Origin of the sequence: Promicromonospora sp. NPDC050249 (assembly GCF_040656015.1) — a bacterium.
Classification (GTDB): domain Bacteria; phylum Actinomycetota; class Actinomycetes; order Actinomycetales; family Cellulomonadaceae; genus Promicromonospora.
Window position 1 is genome coordinate 38,832 of record NZ_JBFAKY010000033.1, and the last position, 17,168, is coordinate 55,999.

The 17,168-nt window shown below is 73.2% G+C and carries 16 protein-coding genes; 8 read left to right on the forward strand and 8 right to left on the reverse strand.

All coding sequences use genetic code 11. The annotated features are described in order from the left end of the window. From AB0I32_RS22095 to AB0I32_RS22130, 8 genes are read right to left on the reverse strand one after another with little or no spacing between them, the layout of a single operon-like run. Complete coding sequence (locus AB0I32_RS22095; protein ID WP_357509946.1) at positions 1-633, reverse strand: GNAT family N-acetyltransferase; 633 nt, start codon at positions 631-633, stop codon at positions 1-3. A gap of 47 nt (positions 634-680) precedes the next feature. Then, positions 681-1,193, reverse strand: coding sequence for a DNA starvation/stationary phase protection protein (locus tag AB0I32_RS22100; RefSeq protein ID WP_357509948.1), 513 nt, complete (start codon positions 1,191-1,193; stop codon positions 681-683). A gap of 26 nt (positions 1,194-1,219) precedes the next feature. Then, positions 1,220-1,828 carry a hypothetical protein gene (locus AB0I32_RS22105; RefSeq protein WP_357509950.1) on the reverse strand — a complete coding sequence of 203 codons (609 nt, stop codon included), beginning with the start codon at positions 1,826-1,828 and terminating at the stop codon, positions 1,220-1,222. Beyond that, a complete protein-coding gene (locus AB0I32_RS22110) occupies positions 1,825-3,225 on the reverse strand; it encodes a DUF58 domain-containing protein (protein ID WP_357509952.1) in 1,401 nt (466 codons plus the stop codon). The genes AB0I32_RS22105 and AB0I32_RS22110 overlap by 4 nt, the downstream gene beginning before the upstream one ends. Beyond that, positions 3,222-4,220 carry a MoxR family ATPase gene (locus AB0I32_RS22115; RefSeq protein ID WP_357509954.1) on the reverse strand — a complete coding sequence of 333 codons (999 nt, stop codon included), beginning with the start codon at positions 4,218-4,220 and terminating at the stop codon, positions 3,222-3,224. The genes AB0I32_RS22110 and AB0I32_RS22115 overlap by 4 nt, the downstream gene beginning before the upstream one ends. Further along, entirely contained in the window at positions 4,213-4,710 is a 498-nt protein-coding gene (locus AB0I32_RS22120) for a hypothetical protein (RefSeq protein ID WP_357509956.1), read from the reverse strand. Before AB0I32_RS22120 ends, AB0I32_RS22115 begins: the two co-directional genes overlap by 8 nt. Beyond that, positions 4,707-5,450: a DUF4129 domain-containing protein gene (locus AB0I32_RS22125; protein WP_357509958.1), complete on the reverse strand. Its 744-nt coding sequence runs from the start codon at positions 5,448-5,450 to the stop codon at positions 4,707-4,709. The genes AB0I32_RS22120 and AB0I32_RS22125 overlap by 4 nt, the downstream gene beginning before the upstream one ends. Further along, positions 5,447-6,652 carry a DUF3866 family protein gene (locus AB0I32_RS22130; protein WP_357509960.1) on the reverse strand — a complete coding sequence of 402 codons (1,206 nt, stop codon included), beginning with the start codon at positions 6,650-6,652 and terminating at the stop codon, positions 5,447-5,449. Before AB0I32_RS22130 ends, AB0I32_RS22125 begins: the two co-directional genes overlap by 4 nt. 34 nt (positions 6,653-6,686) lie before the next feature. Between AB0I32_RS22130 and AB0I32_RS22135 the strand changes: the two genes are divergently transcribed. The 8 genes from AB0I32_RS22135 (at position 6,687) to lnt (ending at position 17,096) form a co-directional block, all read left to right on the forward strand. Beyond that, positions 6,687-7,817 (forward strand): WYL domain-containing protein, encoded by a 1,131-nt coding sequence (locus AB0I32_RS22135; protein ID WP_357509962.1) that lies wholly within the window; start codon positions 6,687-6,689, stop codon positions 7,815-7,817. Next, a complete protein-coding gene (locus AB0I32_RS22140) occupies positions 7,810-8,850 on the forward strand; it encodes a WYL domain-containing protein (protein ID WP_357509964.1) in 1,041 nt (346 codons plus the stop codon). The genes AB0I32_RS22135 and AB0I32_RS22140 overlap by 8 nt, the downstream gene beginning before the upstream one ends. Positions 8,851-8,861: 11 nt before the next feature. Next, positions 8,862-9,194, forward strand: a complete 333-nt coding sequence (locus AB0I32_RS22145; RefSeq protein ID WP_357509966.1) for a hypothetical protein — start codon at positions 8,862-8,864, stop codon at positions 9,192-9,194. Positions 9,195-9,355: 161 nt separating this feature from the next. Beyond that, positions 9,356-9,655: a Sec-independent protein translocase subunit TatA gene (tatA, locus tag AB0I32_RS22150; RefSeq protein ID WP_357509968.1), complete on the forward strand. Its 300-nt coding sequence runs from the start codon at positions 9,356-9,358 to the stop codon at positions 9,653-9,655. A gap of 3 nt (positions 9,656-9,658) precedes the next feature. Beyond that, complete coding sequence (gene tatC, locus AB0I32_RS22155) at positions 9,659-10,432, forward strand: twin-arginine translocase subunit TatC (protein ID WP_357509970.1); 774 nt, start codon at positions 9,659-9,661, stop codon at positions 10,430-10,432. Between the two features lie 104 nt (positions 10,433-10,536). Then, positions 10,537-13,491, forward strand: a complete 2,955-nt coding sequence (locus tag AB0I32_RS22160; protein ID WP_357509972.1) for a DEAD/DEAH box helicase — start codon at positions 10,537-10,539, stop codon at positions 13,489-13,491. 39 nt (positions 13,492-13,530) lie between these two features. Further along, positions 13,531-15,327, forward strand: coding sequence for an amidohydrolase family protein (locus AB0I32_RS22165; protein WP_357509974.1), 1,797 nt, complete (start codon positions 13,531-13,533; stop codon positions 15,325-15,327). A gap of 38 nt (positions 15,328-15,365) precedes the next feature. Beyond that, a complete protein-coding gene (gene lnt / locus AB0I32_RS22170; RefSeq protein WP_357509976.1) occupies positions 15,366-17,096 on the forward strand; it encodes an apolipoprotein N-acyltransferase in 1,731 nt (576 codons plus the stop codon). Positions 17,097-17,168: the final 72 nt, after the last annotated feature.

Genomic DNA, 17,168 nt, shown 5'->3' on the forward strand with positions numbered 1-17,168 from the left:
TCAGGTGGTGGGGATGCCTACCAGCGGGGCCTGCTCGGTCGACGAGGGGAGCTCCGTGAAGCCGTAGCGGTCGTAGAACGAGCGGGCAGCGGTGTTCTCCGCCGCGTAGCCCAGGTGCACACCCGGCACGCCGCGCTCGGCGAGGGCGCCACGGAGCGTGTCGATGAGGCGCGAGCCCAGGCCACGGCGCTGGAGCACCGGGAGCAGGTCGATGTGCAGGTGAGCAGGATGCGTCGTCAGCTCGCCGTGGCGCAGGCCCCGGACCATGCGTTCCGGGTCCGCGCCGTCGTGCAGCAGCTGGGCCTCGGTGTAGGCGGGGTTCCGGCCGGTGGCCGGGCCGGGCGCGGGGTGCCGGGCGATGAAGCCCGGCGTCCACTCGCGGGCCCACCAGTCGACGAACGCCCGGGTGTCGGCGACGCCGATGATGTAACCGGCCGCGCGGCCCTCGTGCTCGACCACCCACGCGAGGTCCGGGGAGTGCTCCACGTACGGGAGCGCGTAGACGTCGGGCATGAGCAGGTCGGACGAGTAGACGCCGCGAGCGTCGCCGCCGGCAGCGGCGGTGCGGACACAGATGTCGGCGACGTCGGCACGGTCGGCGGCGCTGTACGGGCGGATGAATGGCTCGGTCACCCCGGCACCCTAACCTGCCTTACCAGGCGGCCGCGGGCCGCTCCCGGTCACGACTCGGGAATCGCCCCGGACGCCGACTCCAGGTGGGCGCGCACGAACCAGTGGAACTGCTCGAGCTCGTGCAGGTGGCCGATGAGCAGGTCGTTCGTCACGTCGTCCAGCTCGGCGATGTCGTCGGCGGCCTTGCGGTGCTGCGTGATCACGGAGTCGTAGACGTCGTCGAGCGCGGCCAGGTGCTTGGTGGTCGTGGCGCGGCCGAGGGGGTAGTCCTCCCAGTTCCGGGCGGCGACGAGCGCACCCGGCGTCCCGACCGGGACGCTGCCAAGGGTGGCGATGCGCTCGGCGATCTGGTCGACCATCGCCCGCACGGCGTCGACCTGCGGGTCGAGCATCTCGTGGACGCCGATGAAGTGCGGTCCCACGACGTTCCAGTGCACGTGCTTGAGCGTGAGGTGCAGGTCGTTCAGCGCGTGCAGCCGCTGCTGGAGGATCTCCGCGACCTCGGCCCCCTGCTCGGGGGTGAGCGACGGGACGGTGTAGCGGGGCAGCTTCGGGGACATGTCGGGTCCTCTCTTTCGGTGATCGGTCAGCTCGGCCCATCCTCACGCGAGGGTCGGCCGGTCGCCAGCGCGAGGAGCACGACCCCGACCAGGGCCAGCGCCGCGAGCAGGACGGCGGACGTCGCCGTCGTCCCGGAGGCGAGCACGGCGAGGGCGCCGAGGAGCCCGGTGGCGCCGAGGACCGTGGCGTCGCGTCGCCAGCCGGTGCGGAGGGCGGCGAGCTCGGTGTGTCCCTCGGGCGGGACGTGGGCCGCCCACCAGGTGGTGCGAACGAGGAGGTGGGCGAGCAGCGCGACGACGAGCGCCCAGGGGTCGAAGGGTTCGGTGGTGAAGCCCCAGAAGAGCACGGTCGCGACGACGACGACACCGCCGGCCGTGGCGGGGGTGGGGCGGACGACGAGGAGTCCGGTGGCGAGGAAGGCGATGATCCCGGTGACGCCGAGCGGGACGTCGGGGGTGCGGCCTGCGGCGGTGAAGAGCAGCAGCGGGGTGAGGGCGAGGAGGACGAGGCGGAAGACCCAGCCGCGGAGGGTGGGTCCGGTCTCGACGGTGACGGCGGGCAGGGGGCGCCGTCCGGGGTCGTCGAGGCGGAGCCTGAGGTGCTGGAGCCGTTCGGTGAGGGAGCTGGGGATCATGGGGTGCGTCCGGGTATGTGGCGTCGGGCTGCGTGGGCGAGGGCTTCGAAGCGGACGGCGGCCTGGTCCCGCTGGGATCCGGCCCAGCGGACGACGGGGACGCCCTCGCCGTCGAGGGCGGCGATCCGGTCCTCGCGTTCGAGGCGGCCGATGTGCCAGGCGATCGCGAGGTGGCTCTCGATGACGGGGTGGACGTCGGGGAGGGTGTCGATCACGACGACGGGGTGGCCCGCGGTGCGCCAGGTGCGGACGAGGTGCAGGGGGTCGTCGTCGAGGAGCGTGGTGAAGAGGTAGACGATGGCGTCGGCGGGGAGCTGCGGTGGGCGTACGCGGTGCGCGGACGCTGGGTCCTTGGGGTGGGCGAGAGCGAGCCCGTGCACGAGGCGGCGGAGGTGGCGCCGTCCGGCCGAGGGCGGGAGCGGACGGCGTCGGCGGGCGAGGTCCTCGAGGCCCACGCGGTCGCCCGCCTCGACGAGGGCGGTGGCGACCGAGGCCGCGGCGTGGCGCGCGAGGTCGAGCGACGTCGGCTCGTCGACCCGGATGGTGCCGTAGCCGCGCCAGGTGCGGACGTCGGGTCCTACCTCGTCGCGGGAGTCGACGACCAGTACCGCCGTCGCCTCGGCGGTGGAGTACGTGCGGCGGACGTAGAGGGTGTCGAGCTCGGGGGAGCGGCGGGCGGTGGTGCGCCAGTCGATCCGGCGCAGGCGGTCGCCCGGTGTGAAGGGGTGGATGTCGCGGAGCTCGGTGCCGTCGCCGAGGCGGCGTGACGAGTGTGGTCCGGTGAGGCCGCGCAGCCGTCGGGGCAGGGGCAGGCGGCCGAGTGGGGCGGCGCCGGGCAGGACGAGGCGGGTCGCGGCGCGGACCTGGGTCGGTTCCTCCTCCCAGGTGCCGTGCCGGGATCCGCGCAGGTCGACCGTGAAGGTCTGCTGGGGGCCGGTGCGGACGGACGAGAGACCGAGCGGCACCGCGCGGTCCTGGGCTTGTTCCCGCGCGTGATTCTGGGGCCGGGCCGCGAGCGTCAGGTGGGTGGTGCGGTGTCCGGGAGCGGTGATGCGGAGATGGACGACGTCGGCGCCGTCGTCGGCTCCTCCGCCGGAACCCGCGGCGAGCCGGAGGGTCGCCGCGAGCTCGCCCGGGGTGGTGGGGCCCGACGGTTCGTGCAGGTCCGCGCGCAGGGGTGTGGCGGGGCGGCCTGCGTGTGCCCAGGTGGCGGCGAGGAGGCCGGGTATGCCGATGAGCGCGATGTCGGCGCGGCCGGCGAGCACGCTCGTGGCGAGCAGGAGGATGCCGACCGTGACGGCGGCGGTGTACGCGGAGGTGGAGCGCCAGCCGTGGGGGCCGTCGACGGGGCCGCCGTAGGTCCGTCCGCGGGCGACGATGATGCCGCCGACGGTCATCGGGTGGGGACCGTGGCGGGCGTCGGGACGGTGTGCAGGAGGTCGGCGACGACGGTCTCGGGCCGGGTGGCCGAGGCCCACGCGGTGGGCGTGAGGGTGATGCGGTGCGCGAGGACGGGGATGGCTACGCGCTTGACGTCCTCCGGCAGCACGTAGTCGCGTCCGTCGAGGACGGCGACGGCGCGGGCGAGGAGCACGAGGTTCTGTGAGCCGCGGGGGGAGGCGCCGACCTCAAGGGCCTGGTGGCCACGGGTGGCGGCGGTGAGGTCGACGCAGTACCGGACGACGTCGGGGTCCACGGGGACCTGTTCGGTCCCGGCCTGCATGGCGCGGACGGTGGTGGGGTCGACGACGCGGCGGACGGAGGTGGCTTCCTGCCTGCGGGCGAGGCGGCGGGTGACGACCTCGGCCTCCTGGGCGCGGTCGGGGTAGCCGACGCCGAGGCGGACCATGAAGCGGTCGAGCTGAGCCTCCGGGAGGGGGTAGGTGCCCTCGTACTCGACGGGGTTGGAGGTGGCCAGTACGTGGAACGGGTTCGGCAGAGGGCGGCTCGTGCCCTCGATGGAGACCTGTCGTTCGGCCATGGCCTCGAGGAGCGCGGACTGGGTCTTGGGCGCGGTGCGGTTGATCTCGTCGGCGAGGAAGAGGCCGGTGAAGACGGGTCCGGGGCGGAACTCGAACGTGCGGGTCGCCGGGTCGAACACAGAGGAGCCGGTGATGTCCGCCGGCAGCAGGTCCGGCGTGCACTGGAGGCGCGCGAAGTCGAGCCCGAGGGCGGCGGCCAGCGAGCGGGCGGCGAGGGTCTTGCCGAGGCCAGGTACGTCCTCGAAGAGGACGTGTCCGCCCGCGAGGATGGTGGCCAAGGCCACCTGGAGCGCGTCGCGCATGCCGACGACGGCGGTGCCCACCTCGGTGAGGACCTGCTCACCCAGGGCTGCGACGTCGGCGACGGGCAGCGGTGCGGGGCTGGTCTCAGGGCCGGTGCGGTCAGGCATTGTTCTCCTCGGTGATGGGTGCTGGGCCGAGGCGGTCTATCGCCTCGAGCCAGGTCTGCACGGTGCGCGCCGTGGGGGGCTGCCGGGACTTGAGCTGGCGCAGGACGCGAGCGCCGAGCAGTCGTTCGGCGTCGGGTTCGGCTGCGGGGTCTGAGGGGTCGACGCCGTGTGCGCGGAGCCGGTCGGCGGCGAGCGCCCGGATGCGGCGGACGACCCGGTCGGTGACGCGGCCGTCGCGGCCGAATACGGACCAGCCGAGGTCGGACACGTCGTTGCGTCCGCCGGCGCGTGCCTCGATGGGGAGGTGGGGCCACTCGGGGTCGGGGATGGTGGTGTCGGTGGCGGACCACAGGATGCTGATCGCGGTGGCGACGGCCGCTGCGGCGATGGCGTGCCACGGGTCGACGACGTTCCAGTGGACGAGTCCGGCGGCGGCGAGGCCTGCGATGACGGTGACGGTGGTGATGCGCCGCCAGTTCCAGGACCTCACGCTCGGCCTTGTTCGCTGTCGGTGGGGCTTGTTGCGGGGTCGTCGACCGGGTCGTCGATGTCGAGGCTGCGTGCGATGTCCGCGAGCGCCGTTCGGGCCTGGGCGACGGCGGTTCGGTCGATGGGCCGGTCGGTGAAGCGGGCGCGTTGGTAGAGGGTGCGCAGGCGGGCGACGGCGGTTGGTGGTGCGGGGGTCTTGGCGAGGACGGTGCCGGTGAACTCGGTGGGGGTCTGGGCGGGGTCGCGGTGGGCGCCTGCGCGGGCTGCGGCTTCTTCGAGGGCTACCCAGGCGGCGACGACGGCGTCGCGGGGGCGGGCGTGGCCGTCGAGGTGGGCGAGGGCGCGGGTGACGGCGTCCTGGAGCTCGGGGAGGTCGACGGCGTCGTCGGGGGTTGCGGTGCCGGTGCCGCCGGTGAGGTTGTCGGGTGTGGTGTCGATCTGTCCGCGGAGGATGGTGAGGAGCTTGCGGGCGGCGAGGCCGAGGAGGGCTGCGAAGAGGAGGCCGAGGAGGACTGCGGTGATGAGGGCGATCCAGCGGGGGTCGCGGGTGGGTTCGTCGGGGGGCTGGGGTTGTGGGCTGGCGCTGGCGTCGGGGCTCGGTGGTGGCTGCTGTTGGGGCATGGAGAGCTCCGGGGTGGGCAGGTGGGGCGGGCTGAGGCGCCAGGGGGCGGCAGTGGCTGCGCCGAGGACCACGAGGGTGACCAGGAGGAAGGTGATGGTCAGCCGGGTGGTGGGCTTCATGGTGTGGGGGGCGTGCTGGTGGATGGGCTGGTGGTGAGCTGGTGGGCGTGGATGCCTGCCGCGGCCGCCGCGACGAAGGACGCGGGGTCGGCGTCGAGGTCGCGGCCCATGGTGCGCAGTCCGCCCGGTGCGGTGCGCAGGGTGTCGAGGATGGTGGTGCTGGTGGGGACGTCGACGAGGGTGTGGCGGGTAGCGGCGAGGGTTTTCGCCTGTTCGCGGATGCGGTGGGTGAGGGGCGCGCCCCAGGCGGGCAGGTCTTCCAGCCCGGTGTCCGGTGCGGGGACGGGGACGTCGGCCGGTGCGAGGGCGACCCTGGTGTACGCGGTCAGGGAGTGGTGGGAGATGCCGAGGTGGCGGTCGCGGGGGTCGGCTCCGGACACGCGCAGGGAGGCGACGGGGCGCCCGCGCAGGGTGGCGGCGGCGTTGACCGCTTCACCGGCGGCGACGCCGGAGTAGCCCCAGCGGGTCCCGGTCCCGAGGTTGCCGGGCCCTTGGGCGACGACGGCGACGTCGCACCCGGCGACGTGCCGGGCCGCGAGCAGGCCGGTGTGCACCGTCACTGCCTCCAGGTCGCCGCCGAAGGCCTGGCCGACGGTGACGCACGTGGTGAGCCAGTCGGCGTCGCGCAGGGCGGCTACCGTGCGGGAGAACGCGGCGGGCAGTGCACCGCCGTCGGTCATGACGTAGGCGATCCGCAGGCCCGTGGATCTGCCGGCGGCCGCGTGGGCGTGGCGCAGCCCGGCGACGACGGCGGGCAGTGCGGAGTGCAGGTCGGCGACGACCACGGGCATGCCGTCGAGGCTGTCGGCGTCGGCCAGGGTCGCGTGGTGGGGCGACTCCTGCTCGTCGACGCCGAGCACCATGGTCTGCAGGGGCGTGTACCGGGCCTTGACGAGGTGCCCCGGACCCGGGGCGGGGTCGGGTGGCAGGGGGGTGCCGGCCGAGGCGGGGCCCACCACCAGGGCGTACCCGCCGGTGCCCAGGCCGCGGGCGAGCGCGGAGACGTTCAGGAGCAGCGCGTCGCCCGGCCCGGGGTCGCCCACCAGGTCGGTGTACGCGAGGGCGCGCACCGTCACCGGCCCTGTCCCCGGCCCGGTGGCGTCACGTCCCGGCAGGGGGCGGTCGAGCGTCACCTCGAGCTCGCGTGCGCCCCGCCACGACCTGCCTGTGGAAATCACGGTCCCGATCCGCCACGTCATCACAGGGTGGAGGCTACCGAACGCTACGGTTGTCCTGATGTCCATCGATCCGCCCCCCAGCGCGCAGCCCGCGCCGTCACCCGCCTCGCCGTCCGCTCAGCCGGTCGGCCAGCCGCCCGGCCTGAACCCCGCCGAGCGGCTCCTGAACCTTGTCATCGCGCTCGTGAACACCAACGCGGCGATGACCAAGCAGCAGGTCCGCACCGCGGTGGCGGGGTACGCCGACGCGCCCAGCGACGAGGCGTTCGAGCGGATGTTCGAGCGCGACAAGGACATGCTCCGTGCCCTTGGTATCCCCGTCGTGACCGTCGGGACCGGTGGGCACACCGACGAGCTCGGGTACCGGATCGACCAGGACGCCTACGCGCTGCCGCCGATCGATCTCACCCCCGCCGAGCTGGGTGTGCTGTCGCTGGCGGCCCAGTTCTGGCAGGACAAGACCCTGCAGACGGACATCAACCGAGCGATGGTCAAGCTGCGTGCCGCGGGCGCCGGAGACCCCTCCGTCGACGCCCTGGCCGGCCTCGCGCCGTCCGTGCGCGCCGTCGGCGACGCCTACGGACCTCTCATGGAGGCGATAGAGGCCCGCCGCGCGGTGACGTTCAGCTACCGGGCCGCGTACAACGGCGCGGTCCTGACCAGGCACGTCGAACCCTGGCGCATCGCGGCGCGCGACGGCGGCTGGTACCTCATGTGCTTCGACCGCGACCGGCAGGCGCCCCGCGTGTTCCGCATGTCCCGCATCGAGTCCCGCGTCCGCATCACCGGCCCCGCCGGCGCCTACGAGATCCCCGACTTCGAGACCGACGTCATGCTCGGCAAGGCGCAGCACGGCGAGGTACGGGCGGCAGTGGTCGCCGTCCGCCCCGAACGCGCCGGAGCTCTGCGCGCCCGCGCCAAACCAGTGCCCGAGGGCGAACGCGAGGCCTACGGCGAGCGCCTGCCGAAACCTCTCGGGGCGTCGGCAGGCGACCGGGCGGGCGATCACGCCGGGTGGGACATCCTCGAGGTGCCCTACCGGTCCCTGTCCGGCATGGCGTCCGAGGCCGCGGGCTACGGGGCGGCGCTGGTGGTGCTGGAACCCGAACCGGTTCGGAACGAGACGCTGCGCAGGCTCACGGCTGCGGCGGCGCTGAGCACGGGAACGCAGGGGGTGTCCCGTGGCTGAGCGCGCGGACGACAGGCTGCTGCGCCTGCTGGGCATCGTCGCCTACCTCGACGGCGCGGGACCGGTGTCGGTGGCCGACCTGGCCAGGCGGTTCGGGACCACGCCCGCGCAGATCCAGAAGGACGTCGACGCCCTGTGGGTCTCCGGCACGCCCGGGTACTGGCCCGACGACCTCATCGACTTCGACGCCGCGTCCATCGACCGCGGCGTCGTGCACCTGACCGAGGCGCGGGGCATGACCAGGCCGCTGCGGCTCGGCACCCGGGAGGCCGTGGCGCTGGTCGCCGCGCTGCGCGCCATGAAGGCCACCGGCGCGGTCCAGGCCGACCCGGCCCGGTCGGCCGTCGTCGAGTCGGCGCTGCGCAAGCTCACCGACGCGACCGGCGAGGCGGCGAACGCCGTTGACGTGCGCCTCGCCCCCGGCGGGGACCGGCAGGTCGTGTCCGCGATCACGTCAGCGCTGACCGCACGCCACCGCCTGCGGATCCGGTACGTGACGTCCTCGGACGTCGTCAGCGAACGGGAGGTGGACCCCGTCCGGCTGCACACGCAGGACGAGTTCGCCTACCTCGCCGCCTGGTGCTACCGCGCCGCCGCGCCCCGCACCTTCCGGGTGGACCGCATCCTGGAGGCCACCGAGACCGACCTTCCCGTGCAGGACCACCCGGGTGTGGGGGAGCGGGCGGCCGAGATCGACTTCGCCGCCCTGTTCGCCGGCGGGTCCTCGCCGCTGGCGACCATCCGGTTCGCACCCCGGGCACGCTGGTTCGCCGAGGAGGTACCCGTCGAGTCGGTGCGCAACCTGCCCGACGGTGACTTCGAGGTCACCCTGCGCGTCACCAACCCGGGCTGGCTGCGCAGCACCCTGATCCAGCTCGCCCCGTACGTGCGGTCCGTGTCGCCGAGCTCCCTGGCCGACGACGTCGCGGGGACCGCCGCCGAGGCGCTGGCCCTCTACCGAGCAGGGCAGGAAACCGGGCCCGAAGCAGGTCCGGCGACCCGAGACGCAGCCACATCGGCAAATTCCCACTAGGCTTGGCGACCATGTGGTTCTGGGTGTGGACCCTGCTGACCGTAGGCAGCCTCGTCGGAGCGTTCTTTCTCGCCCGCTCTCTCTGGCGGTCGGCAAAGGGTCTGATGGAAGAGCTGGGACGAGCGTCGCGCCGCATCGGCGAGTCGAGCGACCGGTTGCAAGAGCTGTCCGACCGGGCACGGGAGGCCGCGGCCACGCGGCACGCGGGCCCCAGCCTGTTCGACGACGTGACGATCCACTACCAGCGCGTCAACGCGCAGCGCGCCGCCCGCGCCGGGCGCAAGGACGCGCGCCGGGCGCGGCACGTCGTGACGTGGCAGAAGTGGAAGCACTTCAACGACTGAACCGGCGGTTCCAGCGGCGTCCTGGCGCCCTTCCTGCGCGCGTTCACGGCCGCGGCCACCTGCAGTCCACCGGAGGGCTACCTTTGTGCCCCCCGCGTCCGCGTAGGATCGGTCATATCCGCACCGCACCGCGTATCAGTACCGCACCGTAAGGAGTCACCATGGGCGCTATGCAGCCGTGGCACTGGATCGTCCTGCTCGTCGTCGTCCTGCTGCTCTTCGGGTCCTCCCGCCTGCCGGGCCTGGCCAAGAGCGTCGGCCAGTCGATGAAGATCTTCAAGAAGGAGGTCAAGGACCTGCGCGAGGACGGCTCCGGGAACGCGGACAGCAACGTTGCTGACGCCCCGGGTGGGACGACCACCTCCAGCCCGAGCTCGACGGCCGGACCGGGCGCGAGCTCGAGCACCGACCAGGTACCGGGCTTGATCAACAACAGGGACCGCGACATCCCCAAGGCCTGATCGGTGGCACGCACTGGGCGGCCGTCCGACGGCCGCATGCCTCTGCTCGCGCACCTGCTCGAGCTGCGCAAGAGATTCGTCCTGATAGCGGTCGGCCTCGTGGTCGGCGCCATCGCAGGATGGCTGCTCTACGACCCGTTGCTGGTCCTGCTCCAGCGTCCCCTCGTGGTGGCGGAGGAGCTGCGGGGCAACGAGATGACCCTGAACTTCGCCGGTCCCATGGCGGCACTGGACCTGAAGATCAAGTCGTCCCTGTTCCTCGCCGTGTTCCTCACCTGCCCCTGGTGGCTCTACCAGGTGTGGGCGTTCATCACCCCGGGCCTGAACAAGAACGAGAAGAAGTACGCGTACGGGTTCGTCGGTGCCGCGTTCCCGCTGTTCCTCGGCGGCGCGTACATGGCATGGCTCGTGTTCCCGCACGCGATCGAGATCCTGTCCGGGTTCCTGCCGGACGACGCGACGGCGTTCACCAACGCCCAGGAGTACCTGTCGCTCGTGATGCGGCTGCTCATCGCGTTCGGGCTCGCGTTCCTGTCCCCGGTGCTGCTGGTGGGCCTGAACTTCGCGGGCCTCCTGACCGGCAAGGCGCTGCTGGCCGGCTGGCGGTGGGCGATCCTCGTCGCCTTCACGTTCGCCGCGATCATCACGCCGACACCGGACGCCATGACGATGATCCTCGTCGCACTGCCGATCTGCGTGCTCTACTTCGCCGCCGTCGGCGTCGCGCAACTGCACGACAGGAGCGTCGAGAAGCGGCTCGCTGCCGCCGAGCTCTGACCCGCCGGTCCGACCTGGCAATCTGACCTGGCAATCTGACTGACAGCCCCGGAGCGCGCCTGTCGCGCCCGGGGCTGTCGGTGAGTGACCGTAGGCTGTGCCCCATGAGCGACCTGAGCCCCGCCGAGCGGTACACGGCCTTCCGGTCACAGAGCCGTTCAGCGGCCGAGCACCCCGAGCTGACCCGCTTCCGGGAGGTCATCGGCTTCGAGCTCGACGACTTCCAGGTACAGGCCTGCGAAGCCCTCGAACAAGGCCGTGCCGTGCTCGTGGCAGCCCCGACCGGAGCCGGCAAGACGGTCGTCGGCGAGTTCGCCGTCCACCTGGCGCTGGCGTCGGACCGCAAGGCGTTCTACACCACGCCCATCAAGGCCCTGTCCAATCAGAAGTACGCCGACCTCGTGCGCCGCCACGGCATCGACAACGTCGGCCTGCTCACGGGCGACACCACGATCAACGGCGACGCACCGGTGGTGGTCATGACCACCGAGGTGCTCCGCAACATGCTCTACGCGGGGTCCCCGACCCTGGACGGCCTGGCGTACGTGGTCATGGACGAGGTGCACTACCTCGCCGACCGCTTCCGCGGCCCCGTCTGGGAAGAGGTCATCATCCACCTCTCCGACGACGTGCAGCTCGTCTCCCTGAGCGCCACCGTGTCCAACGCCGAGGAGTTCGGCGACTGGCTCGAGATGGTGCGCGGCGACACCGCCGTCGTCGTCTCCGAACGCCGGCCCGTACCCCTGTGGCAGCACGTCCTCATGTCCTCCCCGGAACCGCGCGGCAAGCCGCGCCTCCTTGACCTGTACGCAGGGCACGTCGACCCGACCGACCCCGGCACCAGCCCGCCCATCAACCCCGACCTGTCCGCCGCGTTCCGGTCCGGGCGCGGCGGCAACCGCCCCGGCGACTACCGGGGCGGCCCCGGCGGACGACGCGGCCGGGGCGCCGGGCGTGGACGCGGCGGGTACCGCGGCGGAGACTCACGCCGCAGCGACGACAGCTCAGGGGGCATCGGCCCGAACCGGCGCACCCCGCCGCGGTTCATCGTCATCGACGCGCTCAACGCCGACGCCCTGCTGCCCGCCATCTACTTCGTGTTCTCCCGCGCGGGCTGCGAGGCCGCCGTCGACCAGTGCCTCAAGGCAGGGCTGCGGCTGACCTCCCCGCAGGAGGAGGCGACCATCCGGTCCGTCGTGGAGGAGCGCACCGCCGCCATCCCACCGGAGGACCTCGACGTGCTCGGCTACTGGGCCTGGTCACAGGCCCTGGCCCGCGGCGTCGCGGCCCACCACGCCGGCATGCTCCCCGTGTTCAAGGAGACCGTCGAGGACCTCTTCTCGCGCGGCCTCGTCAAGGTCGTGTTCGCCACCGAGACCCTCGCGCTCGGCATCAACATGCCCGCCCGCTCCGTCGTCCTGGACAAGCTCGTCAAGTGGGACGGCACCAGCCACGTCCCCGTCACCCCCGGCGAGTTCACCCAGCTCACCGGCCGCGCCGGCCGCCGCGGCATCGACATCGAGGGCCACGCCGTCGTCGTCGACCACCCCGCACTGGACCCCGTGGCGCTGGCCGGCCTCGCGTCCAAGCGCCTCTACCCGCTCAAGTCCAGCTTCCGGCCCACGTACAACATGGCCGTCAACCTCGTCGCCCAGGTCGGCCGCGACCGCGCCCGCGAGGTTCTGGAGACCTCCTTCGCGCAGTTCCAGGCCGACCGCGGCGTCGTCGGCCTCGCCAAGCAGGCACAGGCGCACGCCGAGGCCCTCGACGGGTACGCCAAGGCCATGTCCTGCGACGTAGGCGACTTCGGCGCGTACATGGACCTGCGCCGCGCCATCAAGGACCGCGAGAAGGAGCTGTCGCGCGCCGCGTCCGGCGCCGAACGCGCACAGATCGTCGCCTCCCTGGAGGCGCTGCGCCGCGGCGACGTCGTCGAGGTCCCGACCGGACGACGGCGCGGGTACGTCCTCGTGCTCGACCCGGGCGAACCCGGCGGGTTCGACGGACCGCGCCCCACGGTGCTCACCCAGGAACGCCAGGTCAAGAAGCTCACCCTCGCCGACGCACCCGCCGGCCTGGAGACCGTCACGACCGTCAAGATCCCCAAGGCGTTCAACCCCCGCAAGCCCGACGCCCGCCGCGACCTCGTCTCCTCCATGCGCAACGCACTGGGCGCCCTCGCCGACGACATCCCCTCCGCCCACTCGACCAGCACCCCGCGCGGGGCCGCCGCACGCGGTGGCAGGTCCCCGGTCGGGCGCCGGTCGGACGCCGCGACCGACGCCGAGCTCGCCCGGCTGCGCAAGGCCCTCAAGGCGCACCCGTGCCACGCCTGCCCCGAACGCGACGACCACGCGCGATGGGCGGAACGCTGGAACAAGCTCAAGCGGGAGCACGACCAGCTCGTGCGCCGCGTCGAGGGCCGCACCGGGTCCATCGCCCGCACCTTCGACCGCACCCTCGACGTGCTGCTGACCCTCGGCTACCTGCAGCGCACCGACGCCGGCACCCGGTCGGACACCGGCCTGCAGGAGTCCGGCAGGATCCGGGTCACCGACGACGGCCGCTGGCTGCGCCGCCTCTACGCGGAGAACGACCTGCTCCTGGCCGAGTGCCTGCGCCGAGGGGCGTGGGACGGCCTCGACCCCGCAGGCCTGGCCGCCGTCGTCTCCACCGTCGTGTACCAGTCACGGCGCGACGACGCACCCGACCCGTACATCCCCGGCGGACCCACCGGGCGCCTGGCCGCCGTGCTGGACGAGACCCAGCGAGTCTGGTCCGAGGTCGACGACCTCGAAGAGGCGCACGGCATCGAGGCCACCGGCCCGCTCGACCTGGGACTGGTCGGCGCGATGTACCGGTGGGCGTCCGGCAAGAACCTCGACAGCGTGCTGCGCGGCTCCGACCTCGCCGCCGGCGACTTCGTGCGCTGGTGCAAGCAGGTCATCGACGTGCTCGACCAGCTCGGCGGCGCCGCGCCGTCGGACAAGCTGCGCACCACGGCACGCAAGGCGCAGGACGCGGTACTGCGCGGGGTGGTGGCGTACTCGAGCCTCTGACGGCGGCATCGGGCGGGCTGGTCGCATACGATTTCCACCGTGAGCCAGCCCGCCCGATCCATCCTGTACCGCAACGGCGTCATCCACTCGTCGACGGACCCCTTCGCCGAGGCGATCCTCGTCGACGACGGCGTGGTGGCCTGGCTCGGCGCGAACGACACCGCCGCGGGCCTCGCCGCCCGCGCGGACCGCGTGATCGACCTCGACGGCGCGCTGGTGACCCCCGGGTTCGTCGACGCGCACGCCCACGTGCTGGAGACCGGCCTGGCGAGCGACGCCGTGGACCTCACGCCCGCCGGGGGAGTGCACACCCTCGCCGACGCGCTGGCCGCCCTGCACGAGGGCGCCCGGCGGCTGGCCGCCGCCGACCCGTCCGGCGACCAGGTCCTGCTCGCCTTCGGCTGGGACGAGCAGGCCTGGCCCGAGCAGCGCACGTTCACCCGGCAGGAGCTCGACGACGCCTGCGGCGGCCGTCCCGTCTACGCGGCACGCGTCGACGTGCACTCGGCCGTCGTCTCCAGCACGATGGCCGCCCGCGCCGGCATCGAACGCGACCCCGCCTGGACCGGCATGGGCATGTCCGGCTCCGGCTGGTCCGACGCCCCCGTCGACACCGGCCTCGTCACCGCCGACCTGCACCACACGGTGCGCGCCGTCGCCCACACGCTCTCACCCGAACGCCGCACCCGCCTCTACCGCGAGACCCTCGCCGCATGGGCCACCCGCGGCATCGTGTCCGTGCACGAGATGAGCGGCGCCCACCTCGACACCCGGGCCGGCCTCGCCGAGCTGTACGCGATGACGACGGGTCCGGTCAGCACCGGCTCGACGAGCGCACAGTACGTGCCCGATCCGGACGTCCCCGCCCTGCCGCACCTGGTCGCCTACCGCGGCGAGCTGTGCCGCACCACCGACGACGCCCGCGCTCTCCTCGCCGAGCTGCCGTTCCTCACCGGCATCGGCGGGGACCTCAACGTCGACGGCTCCATCGGATCCCGCACCGCCGCCCTGCGCAGCCCCTACTCCGACCTGCCGCTGGACCCCTCGTCCGCGTCCTTCTCCGGCGCGCTGACCCACGCCGACGGCAGCCCGTGGACCGGCAACCTGTACCTGACCGCCGAGCAGATCGCCCACCACCTGGCCGCCGTCCAGGGCGTCGGCATGCAGGGCGCGTTCCACGTCATCGGGGACCGCGCGATGGACACCATGGTCCTCGGGCTCCAGATCGCCGCCCAGCTGACCGGCGACAGCGCGGTACGCGCCGCGCACCACCGCATCGAGCACGGGCTGTTCGTGGACGCGACGACGCTCGCCGCACTCCTCACGCAGGGCGTCGGCCTGTCGGTCCAGCCGGCGTTCGACTCGTCCTTCGGCGGCAGCAAGGGCGTCTACGCGACCCGCCTCGGCCCCCTGCGTGCCGGATCGCTCATGCCGTTCGCCGACCTCGCCCAGGCCGGCGTACCGCTCGCGTTCGGGTCCGACACCCCGGTCACCCCCGTGGACCCCTGGCAGGGCGTGCGCGCGGCGACCAGCCACGAGGACCCCGACCAGCGCATCTCCGCCGGTGCCGCGTTCCGCGCCCACACCCGCGGCGGCTGGCGCCTCGCCGGCCTCGACCACACGGGCGCCGGACAGCTGCGGGTCGGCGCGCCCGCGCACCTCGCCGTCTGGCGCGCCGAACGGCTCGGCGTGCAGGCCGCACCCGGCCGCCTCAGCTCCTGGAGCGAGGAGGCCCGCGCGGGCACGCCCCTCCTGCCGGACCTCGCCCCGGACGCCGCCCAGCCGGAATGCCTGCACACGATGCGTGACGGCGTCATCCTCCACGACACGTTCTGACCATCAGCCTGGCTGGAGGCCGGCGGTAGGCTGCGGGCGTGCGTCTGCCCGAGCCGTCCCGGCTGCTGTCCCTGTTCCTCACGGTGCCCGGCGGCCTGCTTCTCTGGAGCGCGTTCCCCGACGCCGGAGCGTGGCCCGCCGCCTTCGTCGCCGTCGCCGTCCTGTACTGGTCGCTCGGCCGGGACAGCGCCTGGTGGAACTTCCTGATCGGCCTCCTGTTCGGCCTCGCCTTCTTCCTGCCCCACCTGTGGTGGGCTCACGAGTCGACAGAGACCGCGCCATGGATCGCCATGTCGACGGTCGAAGCCCTGTTCCTCGCGGTGTTCGGCGCGCTGTGGACCTGGGTACGCCGCGCGAGGTTCCTGCGCCGCCGCGGCTGGCGGCTCGCCGCGGCGTTCTCCGTGCTCTACGTGGCGGTGGAGCAGTGGCGCGCCGAGGTCCCGTTCGGCGGGTTCCCCTGGGGCCGCCTCGCGTGGACGATGGCGGGCACCCCCACCGGACGCGCCGCCTGGCTGGGCGGCACGGTCGCCGTGAGCCTGCTCGTCGCGTTCGCGGGCGTGCTGCTCGCCCTGGCCGTGGCCGGCCTGGTCCGCGCTGCCCGGCTCCGCGTCGCACCAGGTACTGCGCCGGGTGCCGCACCGGCGAGCACCATCGGGTCGGACGACGGTCCGCGGCACACGCGGCACAGCACCCCTGGCCGCGAGGTACGCCGCGCCGCCGGAGCCCTCGCGCTGGGTCTCGCGGTCGCCGTCGCGCCGCTCGTGCTGCCGCTGGCGACGTCCGCGAGCGCCGGCGCCGTCGGGACGCCGGACGGGGCCGAGGTGTACGACGCCGGGAGCGACCTGGCGGAGGACGGGACGTTGTGGGCCGGTGCCGTGCAGGGGAACGTGGGGGAGCCGGGGCTGGGTGCTTTCGCGAACCGGGCGGAGGTGCTGAACAACCATCTCGAGGGTACGTACGCGCTGGCCGAGGACTTCGCGGGTGAGCTGGACGTGGTGCTGTGGCCGGAGAACGGCAGTGACCTGGATCCGCAGACGGCGCCGGACGTCGCGCGGGGGTTGGACGCTGCGGCGACGGCGGTGGGGGCGCCGATCCTGGTGGGGGCGCAGGAGTTCCCTCAGGCGGGTGGGCGGTACAACGTGTCGTTGCTGTGGCAGGCGGGCAGCGGTGTGATCGGGCGGTACGCGAAGCAGCATCCGGCGCCGTTCGGTGAGTACATCCCGATGCGGCCGTTCCTGCGGCTGCTGTCGGACCAGGTGGACCGGGTGACGACGGACATGATCGCGGGGGTGAACCCGCCGGTCGTGGAGGTGCCGAGCCGGTTGGGGCAGGGCGGGTACCGGATGGGGACGATCATCTGTTTCGAGGTGGCGTACGACGAGATCGTCCGGGACGCGGTCCTGGAGGGTGCGCAGGTGCTGGTGGTCCCGACCAACAATGCGTCGTTCGGGTTCACGGCGGAGTCGACGCAGCAGCTGGCGATGTCGCGGATGCAGGCGATCACGACGGGTCGGGCGACGGTGCAGATCTCGACGGTGGGGGTGTCGGGGGTGATCACGCCGGACGGCACGGTGGTGCGGCGTACGGGGTTGTTCACGGCTGACGAGTTCGTGACGCACCTGCCGTTGCGGTCCTCGATCACGCCCGCGGTGGCTGCGGGGTACTGGCCGGGCTGGGTGGTCGGGGCTCTGGCGGTGGCCCTGGTCGTGGCGGGGCTGGTGGGCAGGCTCGGTGCGCGCAGGCGGGACCGTGCTCAGGCTGCGGAGTAGGCACGGGTAGACGTGGGTAGACGCTGAACGACCGTCGGGTCCGGACCATGTGGTCCGGACCCGACGGTCGTT

Coding starts and splice junctions, on each gene's coding strand:
- AB0I32_RS22160 (WP_357509972.1), top strand. CDS start 10,537: ATGAGCGACCTGAGCCCCGCCGAGCGGTACACGGCCTTCCGGTCACAG.
- AB0I32_RS22105 (WP_357509950.1), bottom strand. CDS start 1,828: ATGATCCCCAGCTCCCTCACCGAACGGCTCCAGCACCTCAGGCTCCGC.
- AB0I32_RS22125 (WP_357509958.1), bottom strand. CDS start 5,450: ATGAAGCCCACCACCCGGCTGACCATCACCTTCCTCCTGGTCACCCTC.
- AB0I32_RS22115 (WP_357509954.1), bottom strand. CDS start 4,220: ATGCCTGACCGCACCGGCCCTGAGACCAGCCCCGCACCGCTGCCCGTC.
- tatA (WP_357509968.1), top strand. CDS start 9,356: ATGGGCGCTATGCAGCCGTGGCACTGGATCGTCCTGCTCGTCGTCGTC.
- AB0I32_RS22135 (WP_357509962.1), top strand. CDS start 6,687: ATGTCCATCGATCCGCCCCCCAGCGCGCAGCCCGCGCCGTCACCCGCC.
- AB0I32_RS22100 (WP_357509948.1), bottom strand. CDS start 1,193: ATGTCCCCGAAGCTGCCCCGCTACACCGTCCCGTCGCTCACCCCCGAG.
- AB0I32_RS22145 (WP_357509966.1), top strand. CDS start 8,862: ATGTGGTTCTGGGTGTGGACCCTGCTGACCGTAGGCAGCCTCGTCGGA.
- AB0I32_RS22110 (WP_357509952.1), bottom strand. CDS start 3,225: ATGACCGTCGGCGGCATCATCGTCGCCCGCGGACGGACCTACGGCGGC.